Genomic DNA, 22,513 nt, shown 5'->3' with positions numbered 1-22,513 from the left:
CCGAAAAACGCGTGCGTCACATGGTCATGATGGGCGTGTCGAACACAAGACCATTGCCGATCAGCTGCACGCTCAGGTCCACGTTTTCCGGACTCTCGCTGATGCCGGCAAGGACCTCGCCACGGGTGGCGATCTTGCGGTCCAGGGCGTCCGTCCAGAAATCCAGCCCGGCCTGGTCCGGCGCGCGGTGCAGGATGTGCTCGTAATACTTGACCACGAGGTCGCGGTTGGAGAGGCCACCGTACAGCTTCTGGTATTCCGCCGATGCGAGGAAGGCGCCGGTGATCCCCGCCAGGGTCGCGCCCCCGCCATCGATCTGCTGCGTCCAGAAATCCAGGCCCGGCTCGTCCGGATTGCGGCCGAATGCCGCCTGGTACAAGCGGAACAGCTGGCCGCCCGTGTTGTCGACGCTGATGAGCGCGACGTCCTTGTCGTCGAAATACACGCGTTCGACGCCTGTCAGCGTGTCGATGCCGCCGGTGCCCTTCAGGTCCGCGATCGTCCACGCGTCGCCCGTGCGTTCGATCCGGTAGTCGGCGTAGGCGCCCTGGTAGGCGACGGTGTCGAAACCGGCGCCGCCGTCGATCACGTCGCTGCCCGCATCGGCGCCGATGCGGTCGTCGCCGCCGCCGGCCCGGATGACGTCGCTGCCCGCGAAGCCTTTCAGAATATCCTTGCCGGCGCTGCCCGTGATGGTGTCGGAGCCGGCCAGCAGCGCCGTATAAATCTGCGTGTCGGTGGTGGCCTCGAGGACCGTGTCCAGGAACTTCCCGCCATCGATGGTCAGGTCCGTCGCCTGGAACACCGGCAGGCCGGAGTAGCCCAGCTGGACCAGGTTCACCGCCGTCGCGGTGCCGCTCACGTCGCCGGCCGGGCCGATCGCGAAGTTACCCAGGATGGACAGGTGCTGGAGCCCGTTTTCCAGAATGACGCTGCTGGACGAGGTCGAGATGATTTTCCATTGCACGGCCGTGCTGCCGATCAGGTCGAGGTGCGGGCCGAAGGTCTGGAGTGTTGCCATGACGTCTCCCGTGACATAGAAAGACGTCAATGTAACACATGGTTATGACGTTTTTGCAATAGATTGTCACGACCTCATGGGGAATGTGAAATCAATTGCCCGCGACCACCATCTGCTCGATCAGGATGGAGCCCGTCGACTTGTTCCCGCGCGTGAGCACGTCGTTGCCGACGCCGACGATGGCCTGGAACATGTCCTTCATGTTGCCCGCGATGGTGATCTCTTCGACCGGGTACTGGATGACGCCGTTCTCGACCCAGTAGCCGGACGCGCCGCGCGAATAATCGCCCGTGACGTAGTTCGTGCCCTGCCCCATCAGTTCCGTGACGAGCAGGCCGGTCCCCATCTTGCGCAGCATGCCTTCGAAGTCGTCGGCGATCTTCGTTTCCTTGGAGATGATTTCCAGGTTGTGCGAGCCGCCGGCATTGCCCGTCGTCTGCATGCCCAGCTTGCGGGCCGAGTAAGACGACAGGAAATAGCCTTGCAGCACGCCGTCGCTGACGACCTTGCGGCGCTGGGTGCGCACGCCTTCTTCATCGAACGGGGCCGAGCCCACGCCGCCGATCAGGTGCGGGTCTTCGACGATCTGGATGTGGGACGGGAAGATGCTGCTGCCCAGCGAATCGAGCAGGAAGCTCGACTTGCGGTACAGGGCGCCGCCCGAGGTGGCCTGGACGAACGCGCCCAGCAGGCCGGCGGCCAGCGGCGCCTCGAACAGCACGGGGCACGTGCGGGTGTCGAGCTTGCGCGCGTTCAGGCGCGCGAGGGCGCGTTCGGCGGCGTAGCGGCCGATCTTTTCCGGATCGCCCAGTTTGTTCGGATCGCGCGCCGACGAATACCAGTCGTCGCGCTGCATGTGGGCGCCCTTGCCCGCGATCGGCGCGACGGACAGCGTGTGGCGCGAGAACGGGTAGCCGGCGCAGAAGCCGAGCGAGTTGGCCGCCACGAAGTGCGACTGCTGCACGTAGACGCTGGCGCCCTCGCTGTTGGTGACGCGCTTGTCGACGGCGAACGCGGCCGCCTCGCAGCGCTGCGCGATCGCGACGGCGTCCTCGGCGCTGATATCCCACGGGTAACACAGGCGCAGGTCGCGCGGGTTGGTTTCCAGCAGGTCGGCATCCGGCAGGCCGGCGGCCGGGTCCTCGGCCGTGAAGCGGGCGATGTTGTACGCCGCCTCGACGGTGGCGCGCAGCGAATCGCGCGAGAAGTCGGACGTATTGGCGTGCCCCCGGCGCTGGCCGCAGTAGACGGTCACGCCGATGCCCTTGTCCTTGTTCTGCTCGATGGTCTCGATCTGGCCCTTGCGGACCGTCACCGCCAGCCCGCTACCCTCGCTGATCTCGACCGACGCATCGCTGGCGCCCGTTTCCTTGGCAATGGCAAGCACGTCCTGTGCAAGCTGCTTGAGCTGATCCTGGGTATGGGTGAAGACGGTATCGGTCATGTGCGTTTTTCGTAGCGAGCCCTAAAACAGTTATCATAGCAGCCGTTTACTGTTTTTACCGGCCGGCTTCGTGCCTGCCGAATCTAGATCATCATGCCAAATGCCAACCGCGGCTCCGTCGGCTTCCGCTCCGACGAGTTCGACCAGGAATACGACCGCCCTTCCAAGTCCGAACTCAAGCGCCAGAGTAACGAGCTGCAGAAGCTCGGCGAACAACTCATCGAGGCGCCGCGCGACCGCGTGAAGCGCGTCCCGATGCCGGACGAAGTCCGCGACGCCATCCTCATGTGCCAGACCATCACGAACCACGAGGGCCGGCGCCGCCAGCTGCAATTCGTCGGCAAGCTGATGCGCTCGCTCGACGAGGAAGAGGTCGCCGTCATCCAGCGCACCATCGAAAGCTGGAAGGGCACGTCGAAGGCCGAGGCCGCCGCGCTGCACGCGCTGGAGCGCCGCCGCGACAAGCTGCTGGCCGACGACAAGGCCCTCACCCAGCTGCTGGAAGAACATCCGGACCTGGACGTGCAGCACCTGCGCACGCTGATCCGCAATGCGCGCAAGGAACAGGCCGAGAACAAGCCGCCCAAGGCCTACCGCGAAATCTTCCAGATCCTGAATGACCTGGCGAAGGCGCCGAAAGCCGCGCCTGCCGATGAAGCCTCCGGGGACGAGGACGAAGACGATGAGTCTGGACAATAAAGTCGAAGAACTGGTCGTCGGCCTGGTGTCGGTCTCGGACCGCGCCAGCGGCGGCGTCTATGAAGACAAGGGCATACCCGCGCTGCGCGAGTGGCTGGAAGCCGCCCTCGTCACCCCGTTCCGCGTCGAGACGCGCCTGATCCCGGACGACCGCGCCAGCATCGAGCAGACGCTCGTCGAGCTGGTCGACACCGTGCGCTGCCACCTCGTGCTCACGACGGGCGGCACGGGCCCCGCCCGGCGCGACGTCACGCCGGAAGCGACCGTCGCCGTGGGCACGAAGGAGATGCCCGGCTTCGGCGAGCAGATGCGCCAGATCAGCCTGCACTTCGTGCCGACCGCGATCCTGTCGCGCCAGACGGCCGTGATCCGCGAGACTCCCGACCACGCCGCCCTGATCATGAACCTGCCGGGCCAGCCGAAGTCGATCAAGGAAACGCTGGAAGGCTTGAAGGATGCGGACGGTCAAAGCATCGTCGGCGGCATCTTCGCGGCCGTCCCGTATTGCATCGACCTGATCGGCGGCCCATACGCCGAGACCGACCCGGCCGTCTGCAAGGCCTTCCGGCCGAAGTCGGCGCAACGACCAAAGGACACCGCATGAGCGACCTGCTCGAACACATCCAGATCGAGACCAACGACAACCCGGCCATCGCCATCATCTGGATGCACGGCCTGGGCGCGGACGGCAACGACTTCGTGCCGATCGTGAGCGAACTGGACCTCGACGGCCTGCCCGGCATCCGCTTCATCTTCCCGCACGCGAACACGATGCCGGTGACCATCAGCAACGGCTACGTGATGCGCTCCTGGTACGACATCACGGGCCTGGAACTCGGGCGGCGCGAGGACGAGAACGGCCTGCGCGCCTCGCAGAAACAGATCGAAGCCTTCATCGAGCGCGAAAAAGCGCGCGGCATTCCCGCCTCGCGCATCATCCTCGCCGGCTTCTCGCAGGGCTGCGCGATGGCCATCCAGACGGGCCTGCGCCATCCGGAACCGCTGGCCGGCCTGCTGTGCCTGTCCGGCTACGTGCCGCTGTCGGCCAACGTGGCGACCGAACGCACCGACGCCAGCAAGTCCACGCCGATCTTCATGGCCCACGGCCGCTACGACAACGTGGTGCCGTTCAATCGCGCGGAAGCGTCGCGCGACCTGCTCGTCTCGCTGGGCTACCAGCTCGAATGGCACGAATACACCATGCAGCACACGCTGTGCCTGGAAGAAGTCCAGCACATCTCCGCGTGGCTGAAGAAAGTACTGGGCTGACCATGGCAAAGAAAGAGCAACTCGACGACGAGACGCTGGCGCTGATCCACTGGTGCATCGAGGTCGAACACCACCTCGTCGCCGGCGGCGCCACGCAGAAACAGGCGCAGGAACACATCGAGGAACAGGTCGAGTGGTTCACCGACATGTTCTACGAAGGCCTCACGCCGGAACAGGCGGCGAAGGAAGCGCTGGCGTAAGCACTCTACTGGGGGCCCGGATTGGCTGCGGCAGGGACAGATTCGTGCAAGGACGCCGGTCGAGCCTCGCCAAGCGAGAACGGCGCAAAATAAGCGACAAGCACCGGTGGAATCGACATCACCAGTACGAAAATAAAGAAGGTTTGATAATTTTGGTGGAAGGCCGTAAACACCGGCCCGCTGACCCATCCCGTTACGCATTTGCACAATGCCATGACGCTGGTCGCAAATGCGTAATGCGACATTTGAAAACGCCCTGGCGAAACCTGCTGCACCATGTACAACATGTGCCCGACCGAACCTATCCCGTAACCGAATTTTTCCAGTAAAACCGCGCCGGAAATCGCGGCAAGACTCGACGGCAAGTCCATGCTGAGCCAATAGTACGTCAGGTGCGGCACATTGAGCGACAATGCCAGGATAAAAAATGAGCGGCGCAATGTCATCTTGCTGACCACGAAACTCGCCAAAATCGTCCCGGCGATGAATGCGACCGTGCCGAACGTTCCATTTATCGTGCCCAGCGTTTGATTATCAAGACCCAGCCCTCCCAACTTCCTGCTGTCGAGCAGGAAGAGTGGACTGATCTTTTCCAAAAATCCTTCCGCGAGGCGATACATGAAAACGACGAAAAGCATCGTCCATATTTTTGGCTTTGCGACAAACGTGTGCCAGGCGCGCCCGGAGGATTTGAATGCGTCGAAAAAACTGTAATCGGACCTGGCGGTAGCTCGCGTATGCGGAAGAGTCGTCGCATGCCAGATTGCCGATATGCCGATAAACAGGGAACAGATCAGAAGCACCATCATCCAGCAGTCCGGCCAGCTCAATGAGTAATTCTTTTTAAGCACTCCACTCAGAGAGACCACGATGCCGGACGCGATTACCGCTCCGATATTCCAGCAAAGGTTTTGCACCCCCGCATAACGAGCCTGCTCAGCGGAATTCGTGGCACTCATGAAGATACCGTCGATGGCGATGTCTTGTGTTGCCGATGCAAACCCGATGATCCAGAAAAAACAAAGCGTGAGAGGGACCGCATAGGTTCCGCTGAGTGAAATCGCGGCAAGCCCGAACGCAGTCATCAGGATGAACTGCATTGCCAATACCCATCGTCTTTTCGTGCCAAATGACTCGAGCAATGGCGCCCAGATCGGCTTCAAGACCCAAGGCAGATAAAGCTGGCTTGTATATATCACCACCTGCTCCGTAGTCATGCCCAAGTTGCGATACATGATGGCCGCCGCCGATGCGACGAAAATATTCGGAAAACCCATCGTCATATATATCGAGGGTACCCAGAAGGCAAGCCTGGAGCGTGAACCTGAGCGCCTGAAATAATTCGTCATTGAGGGACTTCTCGTGGTTATTAAAATAGCCCGACCGGTTTTTGCAGCCCTATACGGAAAAGCTGGGCAGGCGGTGCGAGCGCGTGCAAGCCAGCATGACGACCTTTGGTTTGCTAGCGACTGTCGGATATCCACGACCTGAAGTTGGGAAGCGCCGGATTTTCGCTGCGCATCGCCGCCAGCAGTTCGTCCTGCGTCACGCCCTTTTCCAGCTTGGCCAGCCAGCTTGCTGCCCATGCGGCGGTGTCGCGGTCCCGCTCGCTCCTCACCAACGTATTGAATGTCTGATAGGCATCGGCGGCATTGCCCAACCAGGCATAGGCAAGCGCTGCCGCGCGCGCGAATGCGGTAACGTCATGACCGTGATGCCAGGCTTCGGTTCCCTTGACAATATCTTTTCGTGTCGGGCTCGCGCCCATGAGCCCAACGCGGAATAGCGCATACGATATCTCGGGCGCGTCGGGCGCCAGAACGGCGGCCTGCGTCAAGCCCGCCCGTGCCGACTCCAGCAAATCCTGCTTGTTCGGGCCTGCGCGCTCTGCCAGCTTCGCATACGCCAACCCCAACAGATAATGTGGCTCAGGATTGTAGGGATCGTCCTCCACGGCCCGCGACAGGTAGCCGATGGCCTCCCGCGGATTGCCCCACTCGACCTGGGCACGACTCAAGGTAATTTGGGCGAGACCGACGGCGGATGCCTTGGGGGCCGTAAGCTTCAAACGCTCCAGCAGCTTCCTGCCGTCGGCGGGTGTCGGGCAAGTCTTCAGCAAGGCGTTGTCGATTACGAACTCGCCCTCGATACGGCTCAGACGGGTGAAATCTATGTTACCTCTAGGCAATTCTGGCACATCGACCTGAAGGATTTTTAGCGACCCGCGCCGGTATCGCAACATTGCCGCATCGAGATCGCGGCCCGAAAGGCCGAATACCTCGGCAAACGCCTCGGCGGAATCGCTTCCGTTATTGACCAGGTCGAGGTATTTCGCAGTCTTGTTGCGGTTTTCCTCCGACGAGAGCATATAGTGCACAAGATTGAAAGCGCGTCCCATGAATTCATATTGTTCGAAATAGTCGGCCGTGCCGACCTTGTAAGACTTGGATGGGCTTTTGAAATTGAATACCTGGTCGAAAGAAAGGCGCGCGCCTGCCTTTCCCTCGTCGATCATTTGTACCCAATTGTATGAGGTGCCCGCATCACGCCCTATTGCCATTTGGGTATCGGTGAATCGCACACCTGCGAAATACGCTTGAAAGCCGACGATAAACCACGTAGGCGCCCGAATTCGGGTATGGCGGTACAGGAAGTTCTCTGCATACAACCACAGATTTGCCATCAGTGTGTAATCATCGTCCGCGCGAAGCAGCGATGAATTATTGAGCTTCCAGCTTTTTCCTACTTCGTATGTGAAAGCTTGCGTTGCAGATACGCAACTGTTGACCATGCCGACGGCGGATGGAGAATGCTCGCCGATCTCCAATGGCCAGTTCACCGGATTCTGGAAATACAACGTAAGCTTGGGCATTGTCTCCTGCCTGTCCAGGAATGGCTTTAGGTACAAGCGTAGAAGATAGTCGAGCCGTTCGATATTATTGACCAGCTCAATGACGTCATCCGGATCGTCGTTCGAATAGACGATCAGATGCTGACTCTCGATCCGGAACCATGACGATGGATCGCGTACGCCTTTGACGACAACCGTGGAGGGATCGTGTTTGCCCTTGACGACGACCTTGGGCGATTCGTTCGCGGATGCACCAACCGGCACGAACGCGATTGCCACGAGCAGGGAGAATGCGTACTTGGGTATGGTCATTCGTTCCTCCGCATATTACGGACCAGTAGCGATAAACGATGCCACGGCGGACGAAACAGTGCATACGCTGCGGCTGATGAAAGTGCCAGGCTGAACAATGGCAAAGAAAGACCATCTCGACGACGAGACGCTGACTCACTGGTGCATCGAGCTCGAACACCACCTGGTCGCCAGCGCTGGCGCAAGCCGGCTTACTTCGGCGCGCAGCGCGGCGAGTTCGCTGCCGCCCATTCCGCAGCCGTCTTGAGCGACACGTCCGCCGTTTCCCCCTTCGGCGCCGGCTGCATGGGCGCGATGCCGCCGCGGAAGACCGGACCGTCGGCCAGCGCGGAGCGCGCCTGCGTCAACACGAACAGCGCGCCGTCCGGCAGCGTATACGTCATGTTCGCCGTCGACATCCCGTACGACGTTTGTCCGAACGTCCGCACCCTTGCCTCTCCCATCAACGCGACGAGCAGCATCTCGCCGGCGCTTGCCGTCTTCGCGCCGACCAGCACGGCCAGCGGATCCGTAGCGAAGGAGGCAAACGGATTCACGTGGCCGGGCGCATCGTGACCGGCCTTCGATTCAAGGTACCCGCGGTGCACCAACGGAATCGGGTTGCCGTCGCGCTCCACCCAGCGCGCCTTGTTCGCGTCGCCGAACAGCGGATACATCGCGATGAGCGGCGGCCATCCATTGCCGCCCGTCTGTTCACTCAGGTCGACGACGAGGGCGCACGCCCCACGGCTACCGGGAAGCGCAACCGCCTCGTCATACACGCCTTGCACGTAGGCCGACATGGCCTCGGGCGTGGAGGCCGTGATGGGCGGCGGCACGAAGCGCAACACCGTGCCCCGGGTCGTCGCGACGAGCTGGAACATCGGCACACGCGGGCGGGCCGGCGCGGCGCCGGCGAACTGTCCCGGCGCCACGGGCGGCATCACGAAGGAATGTTTGTCTGTGTCCAGCGTAGCGAGCAGTCCGTTGATGCGTGCATACAGGTCGGCCCGGTCGACGCCTTGCGCCTTGTCGTCGACGAGCGCCAGCAAACGCTGCTTCGCCTGCGCATAGTCTTCCTGCCGCAACGGATACAGGCCCTTGCTCTCGACCAGCTCGATGGCCCGCGTGGTCACATCGCGCGCCAGGGCCAGGGGCATGGTCTCCGAGGCGCCTGCGGCGCCGGATGCGACAAACGACAGGGCGCAAACGGCCGCCCGCAACATGTTGCGATTCATGGTGTCTCCTTGTTCAATGAGGCGGCTACATGCCGCGGAACAGATATTGAAAACGCTGGCTGACCGGCAGTCGCGCGGGATGACCGCGCAGGTGCACCCACAAGGCGCCATCCTCGGCGCGCGCGGCGCTCGCGATGCGCCGCACGGCCACCATGTAGCCGCGGTGGATCTGCCAGAAGGCGGCGGGATCGAGCGAATCGGCCAGTTCCTTCAGGCTCAGGCGGATATGGGCTTCGAGTCCGTCCGTCACGACGCGCGTGTACTTGGCGTCGGCGCAGAAATAGACGACGTCGGCCAGGTCGATGAAGTGGATCGTGTTGCCGACCGTGGCCTGCAGCCACGCGGGCGCCCTGGGGGCGGGCCGCAAGCGCGACACGAGGTGTGTGAGGTCCGGCGGCGGCGACGCCAGGCGCGCGCGCACGCGCTCGACCGCGCGCGCGAGACGTTCCAGCGCGATGGGCTTGACCACGTAGTCCACGGCCCCTTCGTCGAAGGCGGCGAGCGCATGTTCGCCGTAGGCCGTCACGAACACGACGTGCGTCCGCGCACCGAACACGCGCGCCAGTTCCAGGCCGTCCAGGCCCGGCATGCGGATGTCGAGGAAGGCCACGTCCGGCATCCATTCGCGGCCCAGGCGCAGCGCCTCGACGCCATCCTGCGCGGCGACGAGCTGCGCGTCCGGCCACAAACGTTCCAGCGCTTCGACGAGTTCCGCGCGCAACAGCGGTTCGTCGTCGGCGACGAGGATGCGCGGCGCCGTCATGCCATCACCTCCAGCGCGGCGGTCGCCGGCAGCGTCAGCACCGCTTCCGTCAGGCCGCCGTCGCCGCGGCGCAGGACGAAGCCGGCGCGCGCGCCATACAACGCTTGCAGGCGCTCGCGCAGGTTGCGCAGGCCGACGCCGCTGCCCAGCGTGGTCTCGCCGATGCCGGCGCCGTCGTCGGCGACGACGATGGTCAACACGCCGTGCTCGCGGCCGGCAGTCACGGCGATGCGCACGGTGCCCGGCTTCGGCTCGACGCCGTGGCGCACGGCGTTTTCCACGAGCGTCATCAGGAGCAGCGGCGGCATCGACACGGCCGCCAGGTCGGATGGGCAATCGAGCCGGTATTGCAGCCGCTCGCCGAAGCGGATCGCCATCAGCGCCAGGTAGTGGCCGGCCAGTTCGAATTCGCGGCCCAGCGTGGACGCCTGGCTGCGCATGTCCGGCAGCGCGCTATGCAGGTAGGCGATCAGGTGTTCCAGCATCTCGACGGCGCGCGGCGGCTGGTGGCGCGCGAGATACCGCGTGTTGGCGAGCGTGTTGTACAGGAAGTGCGGTTCGACCTGGGCCTGCAGCGCTTTCAGCTCGGCCGCCAGCGCCGCGTTGCGCAGGTCGGCCAACTGCTGCGCGCGGGCGCGGGTGCGGGCGAACCACAGCGGCAATCCGAGCACGGCCACGTTCACGCCGAAGACGCAGGCCAGCAGTTGCTGGTCGGGCAGCGCTTGCACGTCCCACGCCGCGAGCACGTGCCGGTATGCCGGCAGCACGGCCCACGCGCCGGCGCCGGTCGCGGCCGGCAGCAGGATCATGGCCCCGGTCCAGCCGAGCCGGCGCGCGGCGACCAGCAGCAGCGCGCACGTCACGAAACCCGGCGCCATGATCGCACCGAACAACGCGAGCAAGGCGTAGCGCCGCAGCAGCAGCGCGGCGCCCGCGACGAGCGCCAGGCACAGGAGGCTGAGCAGCCCCTGGCGCCATGAGCAGCCGTACAGGCGGCGGATGGCGCGGGCGCAGTCGTCGTCGGTCATCGATTCGCTCACAAGGTCGGCGTGGTCGGGATGGCGGCCTGTGGCGGCATCTGGTCGACCGGGACCTCGCGGCCGACGGTCTCGAATGCGACCGGCTCCATCCACACCTGGCCCGTCCCCGCGCCGATGGCACCGAAGGAGATCGCGCCCGCGTCGGCCGGCACGTCCAGCACGATGCTGCGCTCCTGCCAGTCCGTGGTGCCCTTGACCGGATTGTCGTGCGTGTTAAAGAAGGCCAGGGTTTTGCCGTCGGAGGCGTTGACACTCATCCATAATCCGCCCCACTTGCTCATCTCCTGAGTGCGCAGGCGCGCCCGGAAACGCACGCGCTGGCCGAGGTAACGCTGCGCCTGGACGGTCTGGATCAGTCCTGCCCACGCGTCGGGATCGTTCGTCTTACTGCGCAAGAACTTGGCGCCACGCCCTTCCGGGGATGTATCGACGCCGGCCGCGAATTTGTCGGGATTATCGCCGGTCATGTGCCAGCTCGGCGGCAGCGGCGCGGGCGTCGCTGCCAGCGCGAGGATTGTCGTGGCGGCCGCCGCGGCGGCAAGGATGTAATGCGGTTTCATCGGCAAGTCTTTCACGAGTGGTCGGGTGCCGTCACTATGCCGTCGGCGCGATCGACACGCGGGGCCATGCGACGGACGGCCGCCGCGCCGGGACAGGCGCGGCCAGGGGCCGACGAGCTATTCGGGCAGCGGCGGCGCACTCGACGCCGGCGCTTCCGTGCGCGCCGTGTTCATCACCATCGCGAGGAATGTGTAGTAGCCGTTCACGCCCATCAGGTCGACGACGCCCTGCTCGCCGAACAGGGCCAGCGCGTCGTCGTAGACGCGGTCCGACACGCGCTTGTGACGGTGCAGTTCGAGGCAGAAGTCGTACACGACGGCTTCGTCGACGAGCATCGCGGCCGGCCGCTCGCGCCGGGCGATGGCGGCAATGACGTCCGGCGGCACACCCACCTGCTGCGCGATCGGCGCGTGGATCGCCCACTCGACCTGCTGGTCCCATTCGCGCGCCGTGACGAGGATCGCCAGCTCGGACAGCCGCACGCCGATGGCGCTGCGGTAGCGCAGGTACTCGCCGACCCGCTGCGCATGGCCCATCAGCTCGGGACTGCGCAGCAGCGGCACGAACGGGCCGTACAGCGCACCGCGCGGACCATGGATGATCTCCTGGGCCGCGGCGCGCTGGGCGTCGGTCCAGTCTTCGGGCGGAATCGGGCGGAGGCGGTCTGTCATGACGAAAATATTCGCATGCCTTGAGGCAAAAATCAAAAGAATCCCGACGGTTCCCGCTTATTGTCAAACGTCAACTTTTTGGGGAGCTTCCAATGACGCATATCCTGCATCGCAGCCTGCGCCAGACGCCGCCCGTCGCGGTCGGCGGCGCGGGCGTCTATTTGTACGACAGCCACGGGCGCAGCTACCTGGACGCGAGCGGCGGCGCGGCCGTGTCGTCGCTCGGGCATGGCCATCCGGACGTGATCGCCGCCATGCACCGCCAGATCGACCAGTGTGCCTACGCCCACACCGCGTTCTTCACGACCGAGGTGGCGGAGCAGCTGGCCGACCGCCTCGTGGCGAACGCGCCGGCCGGCATCGCGGGCGTCTACCTCGTGTCGGGCGGTTCGGAAGCGATGGAGACCGCGCTCAAACTCGCGCGCCAGTACTGCGTCGAAGGTGGAGAGCCGCAACGCTCGCTGTTCATCGCCCGGCGCCAGAGCTACCACGGGAATACGCTGGGCGCGCTGGCCGTGGGCGGCAACGAATGGCGCCGCCAGCCCTTCGCCCCGCTGCTGATCGACGTCGAGCGGGTGTCGGCCTGCTACGAATACCGCGGCCGCGTCGAGGACCAGACCGTCGACCAGTACACGGCCATGCTGCTGGACGAACTGGAAGCGGCGATCCTGCAGGCCGGCCCGGACCGCGTGATCGCATTCTGCGCCGAACCCGTCGTGGGTGCGACCGGCGGCGCGATCCCGCCCACGCCCGGCTACTTCCGCGGCGTGCGTGCGCTGTGCGACAAGTACGGCATCCTGTTCATCGCCGACGAAGTCATGTGCGGGATGGGCCGCACGGGCACGATGTACGCGATCGAGCAGGACGGCGTGGCGCCCGACCTGATCGCCGTGGCGAAAGGCCTGGGCGCGGGTTACCAGCCGATCGGCGCGGTGCTCGTGAACGGCGCCATCATCGAGCGCCTGCGCGCCGGCAGCGGCGCCTTCCTGCACGGGCACACCTACATCGGGCATCCGGTCGCGGCGGCGGCGGCCCTTGCCGTCCAGCAGGTGATCGAGCGCGACGATCTGCTCACCCAGGTGCGCCTGCGCGGCGCGCAGCTGCGGGCGATGCTGGACGAGGAATTCGAAGACCACCCGCACGTGGGCGACATCCGCGGCCGCGGGCTGTTCCTGGCGCTGGAACTGGTGCGCGAGCGCGAGACGAAGTCGCCGTTCGAGCCGGAACTGAAACTGCACGCGGCGATCAAGGCGCGCGCGATGGAGAACGGGTTGCTGGTGTATCCGATGGGCGGCACGATCGATGGCCGCCACGGGGATCATGTGCTGCTGGCGCCGCCGTTCGTCGTCACGCAGGGCGACCTGGGCGAGATCGTGGGCAGACTGAAAGAATCAGTGGAGGGGGCTTTAAAAGCAGTGGCAATCTAAAACAACGTCGCCCCTGCGAAGGCAGGGGCCCAAGTTCCAGGCTTGGCCACGAACTTGGGTCCCCGCCTCCGCGGGGACGACGTTTCACACGTATCAGCCTTTCGGATACGCGATCACTTCCTGTTGCTGCTCGCCCAGCCCCGCAATCCCGAGACGCAGCTTGTCGCCCTTCTTGAGGAAGCGCTGCGGGCTGCGGCCGAGGCCCACGCCCGGCGGCGTGCCCGTCGTGATGATGTCGCCCGGCTCCAGGGTCATGAAGCGCGACAGATAGCTGACGATTTGCGCGACCGTGAAGATCATCTTCGACGTATTCCCGGTCTGCACGCGCTTGCCGTTCAGGTCGAGGTACAGGTCGAGGTCCTGCACGTCGAAGATCTCGTCCTTGGTGACGAGGAACGGGCCGACGGGGCCGAAGGTGTCGCAGCCTTTGCCTTTATCCCACTGCGAGCCGAGTTCGAACTGGTAGGCGCGTTCCGAGACGTCGTTGACGACGCAATAGCCGGCCACGTATTTCAGCGCATCCTTCTCGTCGACGTATTGCGCGCGGGTGCCGATGACGACGCCCAGCTCGACTTCCCAGTCGGTCTTTTTCGAGCCTTTCGGCAGCTGGATGGGATCGTCCGGGCCGTTCAGGCAGGACGTCGCCTTCATGAACATGATCGGTTCCTTCGGGGTCAAGGCCCCGACTTCGGCCGCGTGGTCGGAGTAATTCATGCCGATGCCGATGAACTTGCCGACGCCCTTGACCGGCACGCCGAAGCGGGGGTTGCCGCGGACGACCGGCAGCGTTTTCCAGTCGACCTTGGCGAGCTTGCGCAACGCCTTTTCCGACAGCACCGACGCGTCGATGTCCTCGATGACGCCGGACAGGTCGCGCAGGCGGCCTTCTTCGTCGAACAGGCCCGGTTTTTCCTTACCTGGGCGACCGTAACGAACCAATCTCATATTCTTCCTTCTGGGTGAGCAAAGCGATGCCGCATTTTACTTGACGGCGCCGAAGGAAGTCGTGGAAGTAGCCGAGCAGGCCAGGCATCTGCAGCGCCACCAGCACGCCGAATGCGACGCGGTAGGCGAGCGCCGGAAAGTGGCCCGCAGTGTCGGGACGCCACAGGCCGACGATCAGCCCGAACCCCGCCTGCACGAGGAATGCGCCGATGAAGATCAGGAGGTTCAGGCACGTCGCCGCGCGTCCCGTCAGCGTGCGCGGCAGGCTCTGGGCCACGATCGCGTATTCGATGCCGGTGATCGTCCCCACGAGCGTGAACAGCACCGACAGCAGCTGCAGGCTGGGTCGCCAGTTCAATACGATGACCACCTGCACGACGATGAAGAGGAACACGCCGACGGCGGCCACGTCCAGCGCCTCGATGCCGCGCCGCCCAGCCCATTCCGTGATCATGCCGACCGCGATGGCGCCGAAGATCACCGACGCCATGCCCATGTACAGCAGGTAGGCGACGGCGGCGTCCGGAAACCGGGCCACGTCGGACAGCCAGCGCCCGATCCACAGGCCCTGGATGCCGAAGAAGATCGCATGCGGCACGAGCACCAGCGAAATCGTCGCGCGGAACGCGGGCGCGCGGTACACGTCCAGCACCGAGCGCACGGTCGGCAGCGCGCCGCCGGGTGCCTTCGACCTGGGCGTGACGAGCCAGATCAGCAGGCCGCTGCACGCCGTCAACGCGGCCAGCAGCATGAACAGGCCGCGCCAGTCCGTGTGCTGCAGCAGCATGCGGACCGGCATGGTGGCGGAGGCCGCACCCAGGCCGCCCACGGCGATCAGGTAGCCCTGCACGGACGGCAGGCGCGTGGGCGAGATCCAGGTGGAGATCGCCTTCACGGCCGACATGAAGCATCCGCCCAGGCCGCAGCCGATGATGGCGCGCGCCAGCACCAGCTGGCCGAACGAGCGGCCGGTGGCGAACAGCAGCGCGCCCGTCGCCGCCAGCATCAGCAGCAGCACCTGCACCTTGCGCGGACCGTAGCGGTCGAGCGCGATCCCGACCGGGAGCTGGACGAGGGCGAACGCAAAGAAGAACGCGCTGGTGAGGAGGCCGAGCTGGCCCGGCGTCAGCGCGAGCGCGCCGACCAGATGCGGTGCCAGCACGGCATTCACGTTGCGCAGCAGCGAGGACAGGTAATGCCCCAGCGCGAACGGCAGGAACACGTAGAAAAACACTGCCACCCCGTTGAGGCGCGACTGGCTCTGGTCGGTTTCCATGGACGTCTCCTGCGGGTCAGGCCGCGTCGGGTTGGCTGTCGCTGGCACGCCGGTCCTGCGCGTGGACAGCCTGGATCGGGATCACGCGGCCCGCCGCACCGAAGGTGTCGTGATCGTCCTCGCCGCCCTCGAAGAAGAATTTCTTGCGGCCGAACGCCGGCTTCAGGTGATCGAGCCAGGTGGCGTCGGGGTCGTATTTCGCGAAGAACGGCCGGCGCACCCAGTCCGGATTGCGCGCCTGCAGGAACTGCAGCGCGAACAGCTTTTCGCCGTTGATGGTGACGACGCCGTCGATCACGACCTTGCCCGGGAACGCGCTCATCGACGGCCCGCGCACGGTGCGCGACAGGCCCGACACCATGCTGTACGCGGACTGGAAGATCTCGTGCGCGCGCGCCAGCGGCAGCGCGAAGTACTCGCGCGGACCGGTATCCCGTTCGACGAACATGTAGTAAGGGATCGCGCCCAGGCGCACGCCCGTCGTCCACAGTTCGGCCCAGCTGTTCGGGTCTTCGTTGATGTGGCGGATCAGCGGCCCCTGCATGCGCAAGGTCGCGCCCGTGCCGACGATGCGCTTGACGGCCTGCTGGGCCACCGGCTGGCGCAGCTCGACGGCGTGGTTGTAATGCCCCATCAGCGCGAGGTTCTTGCCGGCCTTGACGACTTTCTCGAACAGGCGCATCAGGTCGTCGCTGTCCTTGTCCGACACGTAGCGCTGCGGCCAGTATGCGACCGACTTGGTGCCGATCCGGATGTTCTGGATATGCGCCAGCTCGGGCGCCAGCAGCGGTTCGATGAACTCGGCCAGCGAGCGCGTATTCATGATCATCGGATCGCCGCCCGTGATCAGGACGTCCGTCACGTCTGGATGCGTGCCGAGGTAGGACACCAGTTCCGTGGACTCGCGCGCATCGAACTTCATCTCTTCCATGCCCACGAACTGCGGCCAGCGGAAGCAGAAGGTGCAATAGGCGTGGCACGTCTGGCCCGCGCTGGGGAAGAACAGCACGGTCTCCTTGTACTTGTGCTGCAGGCCCTTGAGCGGCGCGTCGTTCACGCGCGGCACGTTGTGCGTCATCTGCCCGGCCGGGTGCGGATTCATGCGCATGCGGATCTGGTGCACGAGCTGCGCGATCGCGGCGTCGTCCTTCTTGACCAGCACGAGGTCGCGCAGCTGCTCGTATTCGCGCGCGGGCAGCATGTCGCGGTGGGGGAACGTCAGGCGATAGATTGGATCGTCCGGAACATTGCTCCAGTCGATCAACTGCTCCATCACGTATTCGTTCGTGCGGAAAGGCAGCACGTGGGACACCACCTGCACGGCTTCCTGCAGATCCGGGCTCAGCCATTGCCATTGGCGGGCGTTCTGGATCGACTGGCGGGTATAGGGCTTGAACTTGGCGGGGGTTGCGTCGAGGGTCACGGGATTTCTCCTGAGGGAAGTGGTTGGCGGCAGCAAAAGGTGACGCACGGAAATAATTGCCGACAGGAACCGATGGTAGGGAGACGGACTTGCCTTTGAGTTGCCCCGAGTCAAGTTCTGATTCCGTTTCTCACTGATTTCCACATGCACTGCGAAAGATCAGCGTTGCCGTTGCGGCGGCACATCGGGCGCTACTTGCGTTAGCACAACAACCCGGCTGGGGCCGCGGCGTAGAGTACGAAATGCAAATAGGCAACATTCAGACCTATCTCTTTCCCCTTCCCGAAAGGACATCCTATGAAGCTGACCGCAACCGTAGTCGCTACCGCCCTGACCCTGTCCTGCGCCGGCGCGCTGGCGGCCGAACCGACCGAGAAAGATGCGATCGCCATGGCCGAGCGCGGCGCCTCGATGGTCAAGGCCAAGGGCAAGGAAGAAGTCATGAAACGCATCACGGCCAAGGACCCGGAATTCGTCCAGGGCTCGCTGTACATCGACATGCGCGACGTCAAGACCGGCATCGTGCTGGCTCACCCGTACAACCCGTCGATCGTCGGCAAGGATTTGACGGACGTGCCCGATGCGAACGGCAAGAAATACCGCCGCGAGATCATCGAACTGGCCGCCGCCAAGGGCAAGGGCTGGGTCGACTACCAGTACAAGAATCCGACCACGGGCAAGATCGAGCCGAAGACGACGTACATCCTGCTCGTCGACGGCGTCGTGCTCGAGGCCGGGCTATACAAGAAGCAATAGGACGTGCACGCGGCGGCATGCCCGCGTTCGGTGTTCGAGCGGGCGGCATGCCCGCGTTCTTTTTTAAGCGGGAGCGCAACATGCTGAAAAAACTGAGGATCGGTCCGAAGCTGCTGCTGGCGCCCGGCATGGTGCTGGTGCTGCTCTTGATGCTGTCCGGTGCCGCCTGGTACGGGATGGTGCGCCAGAACGCGTCGCTGGAAAACATGGTGCAGGTCCGCGCGGCGCGCCTGAAAAACGTGGCCGACGTGGCCGGCGACGCCAAGTACGTCCACGCCAACGCTTATCAACTGCTGGCCTGGATCAACGGCAGCTTCGCCAAGAACCGCCTCGACGCGCTGATCGCCGACATCGGCAAGCGCCACGCCGCCGTGCAGGCGCAGTTGCAGGAACTCGCGCGCACGACCGACGGCGCGGAACGCAAGCCCGTCGACGCGTCGCTGGCCGCGCTGGCGGCCTACCGCAAGGCGGTGCAGGAGACCATCGAGATGGCGCAGGTCGACCAGTCGATCGCCACCAACTCGATGCAGAAGGCGGAAAAGGAATTCATGGTGCTGAACCAGCAGCTGGCCCAACTGGCCGCGCTGGAAAAGACGCTCAGCGAACAGGCCTATGCGGCCGCGCGCACGGAATTCCACAACCTGGGTACGTGGATGGCCATGCTGGTGCTGCTGTCGATCGCCGCGTCGCTGGCCGTCACCATGTTCGTGCGCCGCGCCATGCTGCGTGACATCGGGACCATCTCGGCCGTCATGGGCGAACTGGCCGAAGGCCGCCTGTGCGCGAGCGTCCACAACGACGGCCGCGACGAAATCGCCGATACGGCGCGCGCGCTCGACCAGACCATCGCCAACCTGAACACGACGCTGCGCAGCGTGCTCGATTCCGTGCGCTCGATCGACACGGCATCGAAGGAAATCGCCAGCGGCAACCTGGACCTGTCGACCCGCACCGAGCTGCAGGCCGGTTCCCTGCAGCAGACCGCGAGCGCGATGGAGACGCTGACCCAGGCCGTCAAGGGCAATGCGGACAACGCGCGCCTGGCGACGCAACTCGCGGCCGAGGCGGCGCGGCTGGCGGCCGGCGGCGGCCAGGCCGTCGACCGCGCCGTCGCCACGATGGAGTCGATCCGCGCCAGCTCGCGCAAGATCGTCGAGATCACCGGCGTCATCGACGGCATCTCGTTCCAGACCAATCTGCTCGCGCTGAACGCCGCCGTCGAAGCGGCGCGCGCCGGCGAGCAGGGACGCGGCTTCGCCGTCGTGGCCAGCGAGGTGCGCACGCTCGCGCAGCGCTCCGCATCGGCCGCCAAGGAGATCAAGGCGCTGATCGCCGATTCGGTGGCGATCATCGACAACGGCAGCGCTTCCGTCAACGAGGCGGGCTCGAGCATGGGCAGCGTGGTCGCGTCGGTGCGGCAGGTGAACGACATCATCAACCGCATCAGCGCCGCCAGCAGCGAGCAGGCCGAAGGCATCGCCGAAGTCAATCTCGCCGTCGGCCAGATGGACGACATGACGCAGCAGAACGCCGCGCTCGTCGAACAGGCCGCGGCGGCGGCGGCCAGCCTGCACGAGCAGACCGTCAACCTGGCACGCGCCGTGGCTATCTTCCGCATCGAGGATGCTCAGGACGATGCACCCGCCCCGATCGAACGGCGTGCCGCGGACAGCCCGATGCGCGTCCGGCCCGCGCTCGCGCATCGTGCGACGCGGGACGAGGAAGAAGCGCCACGACCGAGGCGGGCCGCCAACGGCCGCTGACCGTTCAGCGGAACGGCTTGCTGACCCAGCGCGACCCGGCCAGGCCGAACCGCCAGGGCACGTCGACGGCTTTCGAAATCCCGATGCGCGGCCCACTGACCACGTCGATGCCGGCGGGTGCCGGCGCCAGTTCGAACGGCGCCGCGGCCAGCGAGCGGCCGTTCAGGTCGCGCGTCACGCCCAGTGCCTGGCACAGCTTGCCGGGGCCGGAACACAACAGCCAGTGGTCGCGCGTGCCGCGCCGCTCGACCATCGTCTCGATGCCCGTCACGGGTTCGAGCGCGCGGATCAGCACCCCGGCGCCATGCCCCTCTTCCCGGCAGACAAAGTTCAGGCACCAGTGGATGCCGTACGAGCGGTAGACGTAGGCGTGGGCCGGCGGGCCGAACATCGCGAAGTTGCGGTCGGTGGGGCCGGAATAGCTGTGCGAGGCGGGATCTTCGCCGTCATAGGCCTCCGTCTCGACGATGCGGCCGCCGACGCCGTCGACGAGCACCGTGACGCCGATCAGCTGGCGCGCCACCAGATGCGAGGGTGCTAGAAAATCAATGTCGGCAAGGATGGTTGAGGACATGGAGCAATTCTATATTGTTAAGATTTGACAGGTCGCACTGTCGGTTTCGCTACACAAAAGCAATACTTTGCTGCAACTTCAACGGCACTGGTTTATAGTGACAAACTTCGCATGGATTTCCGTGCAGCATCATTTTGTTCCCTTCCCGTCATGAGTACAGCAGCTGCCCTGGCGCGCCCAAGCGCCTTCGCCGAGGATCCCGTCGACGCCCTGATCAAGTCGATCCGGATCCCGCCGCGTCCCAGCCTGCTCGCCGACCTGCAACGGGAGCTCGCGTCGTCCGATCCGAGCCCGGCCGCCATCGGCCGCATCGTCGCCAACGACGTCGGCATGTCGGGCGCGCTGCTGAAACTTGCCAATTCATCCATCTTCGGGGGCCGGCGCAAGGCCAAGTCGATCGAGCAGGCAATCCTGTTCCTCGGCATTAACCAGGTCGCGTCGCTGATGACGGGCCTGCTCGCGCGCCGGGCGATCCCGGCCAACAGCGCGGCGCTCGCCAGCTTCTGGGAAGTGTCGAGCCGCCGCGCCGAGGCGATGGTGTTCCTGTCGCGCCGCCTGCGCATTGGCGAGGCCGATGTGGCGCACACGTTCGGCCTGTTCTGCGATACCGGCGTGCCGCTGCTGATGGACCGCTTCCCCGACTACGCGCGCACCTATGCCGCGGCGTCGCTGGAGACGGACCGTCCGTTCACGGCGCTGGAAGAAGAGCGCCACAACACGAGCCACACGGCCATCGGCACCCTGCTGGCGCGCAACTGGGGCCTGTCGGAAGACGTCGCGTGGTCCATCCTGCACCATCACGATTACGCGGTCCTGGACGACGTCAACACGACGTCGACGGTGCGTTCGCTCGTCGCGCTGTCGCTGCTGGCCGAAAGCGCGATCCGCAAATACCAGGGCGACGCCGAATCGCTCGAATGGAACAAGGGCGGCGCGCGCGCGCTCGCCTACCTGGGCCTCTCCGACGAGGAAACGGCCGAGCTGCTCGACGAACTGCACGAAGCCTTCCACGACGACCAGTAGCGCGTCTTTACTTCCGCCCCGGACGGGCAGATACTTGATTCACAAGACCTAGAATCGACGAACCGCCGGCCGAGGAGGAGACATGAAACGCCTGGCGTCCCTGCTGATCGTATTACCCCTGCTGCTGGGCGGCTGCGCCAGCACACCGCAACTATCCGCCCCGCCGCCGCTGTTCGCCGACGCGTCGTTCAAGCCGCCGTCCGAGACCATCGGCGCACACAACCTGTTCACGCTGAGCCCCGCCATGCAGGCCTACCTGCACAGTCCCGCCTTCGAAGCGCTTCTGCGCAGCAAGGGGCTGGAACGGGGCCTGATCGACGCGCTGTACAGCAAGACCGACCTGAAGCTCGAATACGATTCCAGCCGCACCCGCACGGCGGCCGAAACGTACGAGGCGCGCGCCGGCAACTGCCTCTCGCTCGTCGTCATGACGGCCGCCTTCGCGCGCGAACTGGGCATGACGGTGCGCTTTCGCAGCGTGCTCGCGGACGAGACCTGGAGCCGCGACGGCGGCATCTATCTCGTGGCGTCGCACGTCAACATCGCGCTCGGCCACCGCAAGCGCAACGGCCTGCTGTACGACGAAACGTCGGAGCACGAACTGGTCGTCGACTTCCTGCCGCCGCCGGAAGCGAGCCGCTTCCATACGCGCCTGCTGGAAGAAGAAGACATCGTCGCGCTGTACCTCAACAACCGCGCCGCCGAGTCGCTCGTGCAGGGCAAGATCGACGACGCCTACTGGTGGGCACGCGCCGCGGTGGCGACCAATCCGCCGAACGCGATCGCCTACAACACGCTGGGCGTCATCTACCAGCGCCATGGCGACCTCGTCATGGCCGAACGGGCCTTGCGCACGGCCCTCGAACGCGAACCGGAAAGCCTCGTCGTGATGCAGAACCTGGGCCCCCTGCTGGCCGCGACGGGCCGCACGGCCGAAGCGGCCGAGATGGCGCGGCGCGTGGCCAGCATCGAGCCGGTCCCGCCGTTCCAGTACTTCGACAAGGGCATGGTCGCGCTCAAGGCGGGCGACTACGACGCCGCGCGCAAACTGTTCGAACGCGAAATCAAACGCGCGCCCTACTACGACGAGTTCCACTTCTGGCTGGCGGTGACGCTGCTGCAGCTGGGCGAGGCAACAGAAGCGCGCGAACAGCTCGCGCTGGCGATCGACACGAGCACGAAGTCGGACAATCGCCAGCTGTACTCCGCCAAGCTGGCGCACCTGAAACGCCAGAGCGCGAACAGCGTCCGCATCTACTAGAACGAAAAACGGCCGCG

The 22,513-nt window shown here is 65.0% G+C and carries 22 protein-coding genes; 9 read left to right on the top strand and 13 right to left on the bottom strand.

Annotated elements, in window-relative coordinates:
* Window positions 1-16 precede the first annotated feature (16 nt).
* Entirely contained in the window at window positions 17-1,021 is a 1,005-nt protein-coding gene (locus tag ACEN98_RS04925; protein WP_413382011.1) for a DUF4214 domain-containing protein, read from the bottom strand.
* 91 nt (window positions 1,022-1,112) lie between these two features.
* Window positions 1,113-2,465, bottom strand: coding sequence for a metalloprotease PmbA (pmbA, locus tag ACEN98_RS04920; RefSeq protein WP_413382008.1), 1,353 nt, complete (start codon window positions 2,463-2,465; stop codon window positions 1,113-1,115).
* A gap of 93 nt (window positions 2,466-2,558) precedes the next feature.
* Between pmbA and yjgA the strand changes: the two genes are divergently transcribed.
* The 4 genes from yjgA to ACEN98_RS04900 are packed head-to-tail and all read left to right on the top strand — an operon-like array spanning window position 2,559 to window position 4,633.
* Window positions 2,559-3,164, top strand: coding sequence for a ribosome biogenesis factor YjgA (gene yjgA / locus ACEN98_RS04915; protein WP_413382005.1), 606 nt, complete (start codon window positions 2,559-2,561; stop codon window positions 3,162-3,164).
* Window positions 3,148-3,768, top strand: coding sequence for a molybdopterin adenylyltransferase (gene mog, locus ACEN98_RS04910; RefSeq protein ID WP_413382002.1), 621 nt, complete (start codon window positions 3,148-3,150; stop codon window positions 3,766-3,768). The genes yjgA and mog overlap by 17 nt, the downstream gene beginning before the upstream one ends.
* Window positions 3,765-4,433, top strand: coding sequence for an alpha/beta hydrolase (locus ACEN98_RS04905; protein ID WP_413381999.1), 669 nt, complete (start codon window positions 3,765-3,767; stop codon window positions 4,431-4,433). Before mog ends, ACEN98_RS04905 begins: the two co-directional genes overlap by 4 nt.
* Before the next feature lie 2 nt (window positions 4,434-4,435).
* Window positions 4,436-4,633, top strand: coding sequence for a hypothetical protein (locus tag ACEN98_RS04900; RefSeq protein WP_105376471.1), 198 nt, complete (start codon window positions 4,436-4,438; stop codon window positions 4,631-4,633).
* 5 nt (window positions 4,634-4,638) lie between these two features.
* Here ACEN98_RS04900 and ACEN98_RS04895 read toward each other — a convergent pair whose 3' ends face one another.
* From ACEN98_RS04895 to ACEN98_RS04865, 7 genes are all read right to left on the bottom strand, one after another.
* A complete protein-coding gene (locus tag ACEN98_RS04895; protein ID WP_413381997.1) occupies window positions 4,639-5,916 on the bottom strand; it encodes an MFS transporter in 1,278 nt (425 codons plus the stop codon).
* Between the two features lie 179 nt (window positions 5,917-6,095).
* A complete protein-coding gene (locus ACEN98_RS04890; protein WP_413381993.1) occupies window positions 6,096-7,796 on the bottom strand; it encodes a tetratricopeptide repeat protein in 1,701 nt (566 codons plus the stop codon).
* A gap of 191 nt (window positions 7,797-7,987) precedes the next feature.
* Complete coding sequence (locus ACEN98_RS04885) at window positions 7,988-9,013, bottom strand: S41 family peptidase (protein ID WP_413381990.1); 1,026 nt, start codon at window positions 9,011-9,013, stop codon at window positions 7,988-7,990.
* A gap of 25 nt (window positions 9,014-9,038) precedes the next feature.
* Entirely contained in the window at window positions 9,039-9,776 is a 738-nt protein-coding gene (locus ACEN98_RS04880) for a LytR/AlgR family response regulator transcription factor (RefSeq protein ID WP_413381988.1), read from the bottom strand.
* On the bottom strand, window positions 9,773-10,804 hold the full coding sequence (locus tag ACEN98_RS04875; protein WP_413381984.1) for a sensor histidine kinase: 1,032 nt from the start codon (window positions 10,802-10,804) through the stop codon (window positions 9,773-9,775). The genes ACEN98_RS04880 and ACEN98_RS04875 overlap by 4 nt, the downstream gene beginning before the upstream one ends.
* Before the next feature lie 8 nt (window positions 10,805-10,812).
* On the bottom strand, window positions 10,813-11,376 hold the full coding sequence (locus tag ACEN98_RS04870; protein WP_413381982.1) for a transcriptional regulator: 564 nt from the start codon (window positions 11,374-11,376) through the stop codon (window positions 10,813-10,815).
* A 117-nt stretch (window positions 11,377-11,493) separates the two neighbouring features.
* Complete coding sequence (locus ACEN98_RS04865) at window positions 11,494-12,048, bottom strand: carboxymuconolactone decarboxylase family protein (RefSeq protein ID WP_413381979.1); 555 nt, start codon at window positions 12,046-12,048, stop codon at window positions 11,494-11,496.
* Window positions 12,049-12,140: 92 nt separating this feature from the next.
* Here ACEN98_RS04865 and ACEN98_RS04860 point away from each other — a divergent pair, with 92 nt between their 5' ends.
* A complete protein-coding gene (locus ACEN98_RS04860; RefSeq protein WP_413381976.1) occupies window positions 12,141-13,475 on the top strand; it encodes an aspartate aminotransferase family protein in 1,335 nt (444 codons plus the stop codon).
* A gap of 93 nt (window positions 13,476-13,568) precedes the next feature.
* Here the strand turns inward: ACEN98_RS04860 and ACEN98_RS04855 are convergent, their stop codons facing one another.
* From ACEN98_RS04855 to ACEN98_RS04845, 3 genes are read right to left on the bottom strand one after another with little or no spacing between them, the layout of a single operon-like run.
* Window positions 13,569-14,420 carry a fumarylacetoacetate hydrolase family protein gene (locus ACEN98_RS04855; RefSeq protein WP_413381973.1) on the bottom strand — a complete coding sequence of 284 codons (852 nt, stop codon included), beginning with the start codon at window positions 14,418-14,420 and terminating at the stop codon, window positions 13,569-13,571.
* Window positions 14,389-15,696, bottom strand: a complete 1,308-nt coding sequence (locus tag ACEN98_RS04850; RefSeq protein ID WP_413381970.1) for an MFS transporter — start codon at window positions 15,694-15,696, stop codon at window positions 14,389-14,391. The genes ACEN98_RS04855 and ACEN98_RS04850 overlap by 32 nt, the downstream gene beginning before the upstream one ends.
* A 16-nt stretch (window positions 15,697-15,712) precedes the next feature.
* On the bottom strand, window positions 15,713-17,119 hold the full coding sequence (locus ACEN98_RS04845; RefSeq protein WP_413381967.1) for a KamA family radical SAM protein: 1,407 nt from the start codon (window positions 17,117-17,119) through the stop codon (window positions 15,713-15,715).
* A 297-nt stretch (window positions 17,120-17,416) separates the two neighbouring features.
* On the opposite strand from ACEN98_RS04845, the gene ACEN98_RS04840 reads away from it, so the two are divergent.
* Window positions 17,417-17,875 (top strand): cache domain-containing protein, encoded by a 459-nt coding sequence (locus tag ACEN98_RS04840; protein WP_413342364.1) that lies wholly within the window; start codon window positions 17,417-17,419, stop codon window positions 17,873-17,875.
* Between the two features lie 80 nt (window positions 17,876-17,955).
* Window positions 17,956-19,638 (top strand): methyl-accepting chemotaxis protein, encoded by a 1,683-nt coding sequence (locus ACEN98_RS04835; protein ID WP_413381964.1) that lies wholly within the window; start codon window positions 17,956-17,958, stop codon window positions 19,636-19,638.
* A gap of 4 nt (window positions 19,639-19,642) precedes the next feature.
* Here ACEN98_RS04835 and ACEN98_RS04830 read toward each other — a convergent pair whose 3' ends face one another.
* On the bottom strand, window positions 19,643-20,212 hold the full coding sequence (locus ACEN98_RS04830) for a DNA-3-methyladenine glycosylase (protein WP_413337818.1): 570 nt from the start codon (window positions 20,210-20,212) through the stop codon (window positions 19,643-19,645).
* A gap of 150 nt (window positions 20,213-20,362) precedes the next feature.
* Between ACEN98_RS04830 and ACEN98_RS04825 the strand changes: the two genes are divergently transcribed.
* Both ACEN98_RS04825 and ACEN98_RS04820 read left to right on the top strand, forming a co-directional pair.
* Entirely contained in the window at window positions 20,363-21,235 is an 873-nt protein-coding gene (locus ACEN98_RS04825; protein WP_413381961.1) for an HDOD domain-containing protein, read from the top strand.
* Window positions 21,236-21,317: 82 nt separating this feature from the next.
* Complete coding sequence (locus ACEN98_RS04820) at window positions 21,318-22,496, top strand: tetratricopeptide repeat protein (protein ID WP_413381958.1); 1,179 nt, start codon at window positions 21,318-21,320, stop codon at window positions 22,494-22,496.
* Window positions 22,497-22,513: the final 17 nt, after the last annotated feature.

The sequence above is a fragment of the Massilia sp. CT11-137 genome (assembly GCF_047302885.1).
GTDB lineage: Bacteria > Pseudomonadota > Gammaproteobacteria > Burkholderiales > Burkholderiaceae_D > Telluria > Telluria orientalis.
This window is presented reverse-complemented; position numbering and strand designations above follow the sequence as displayed.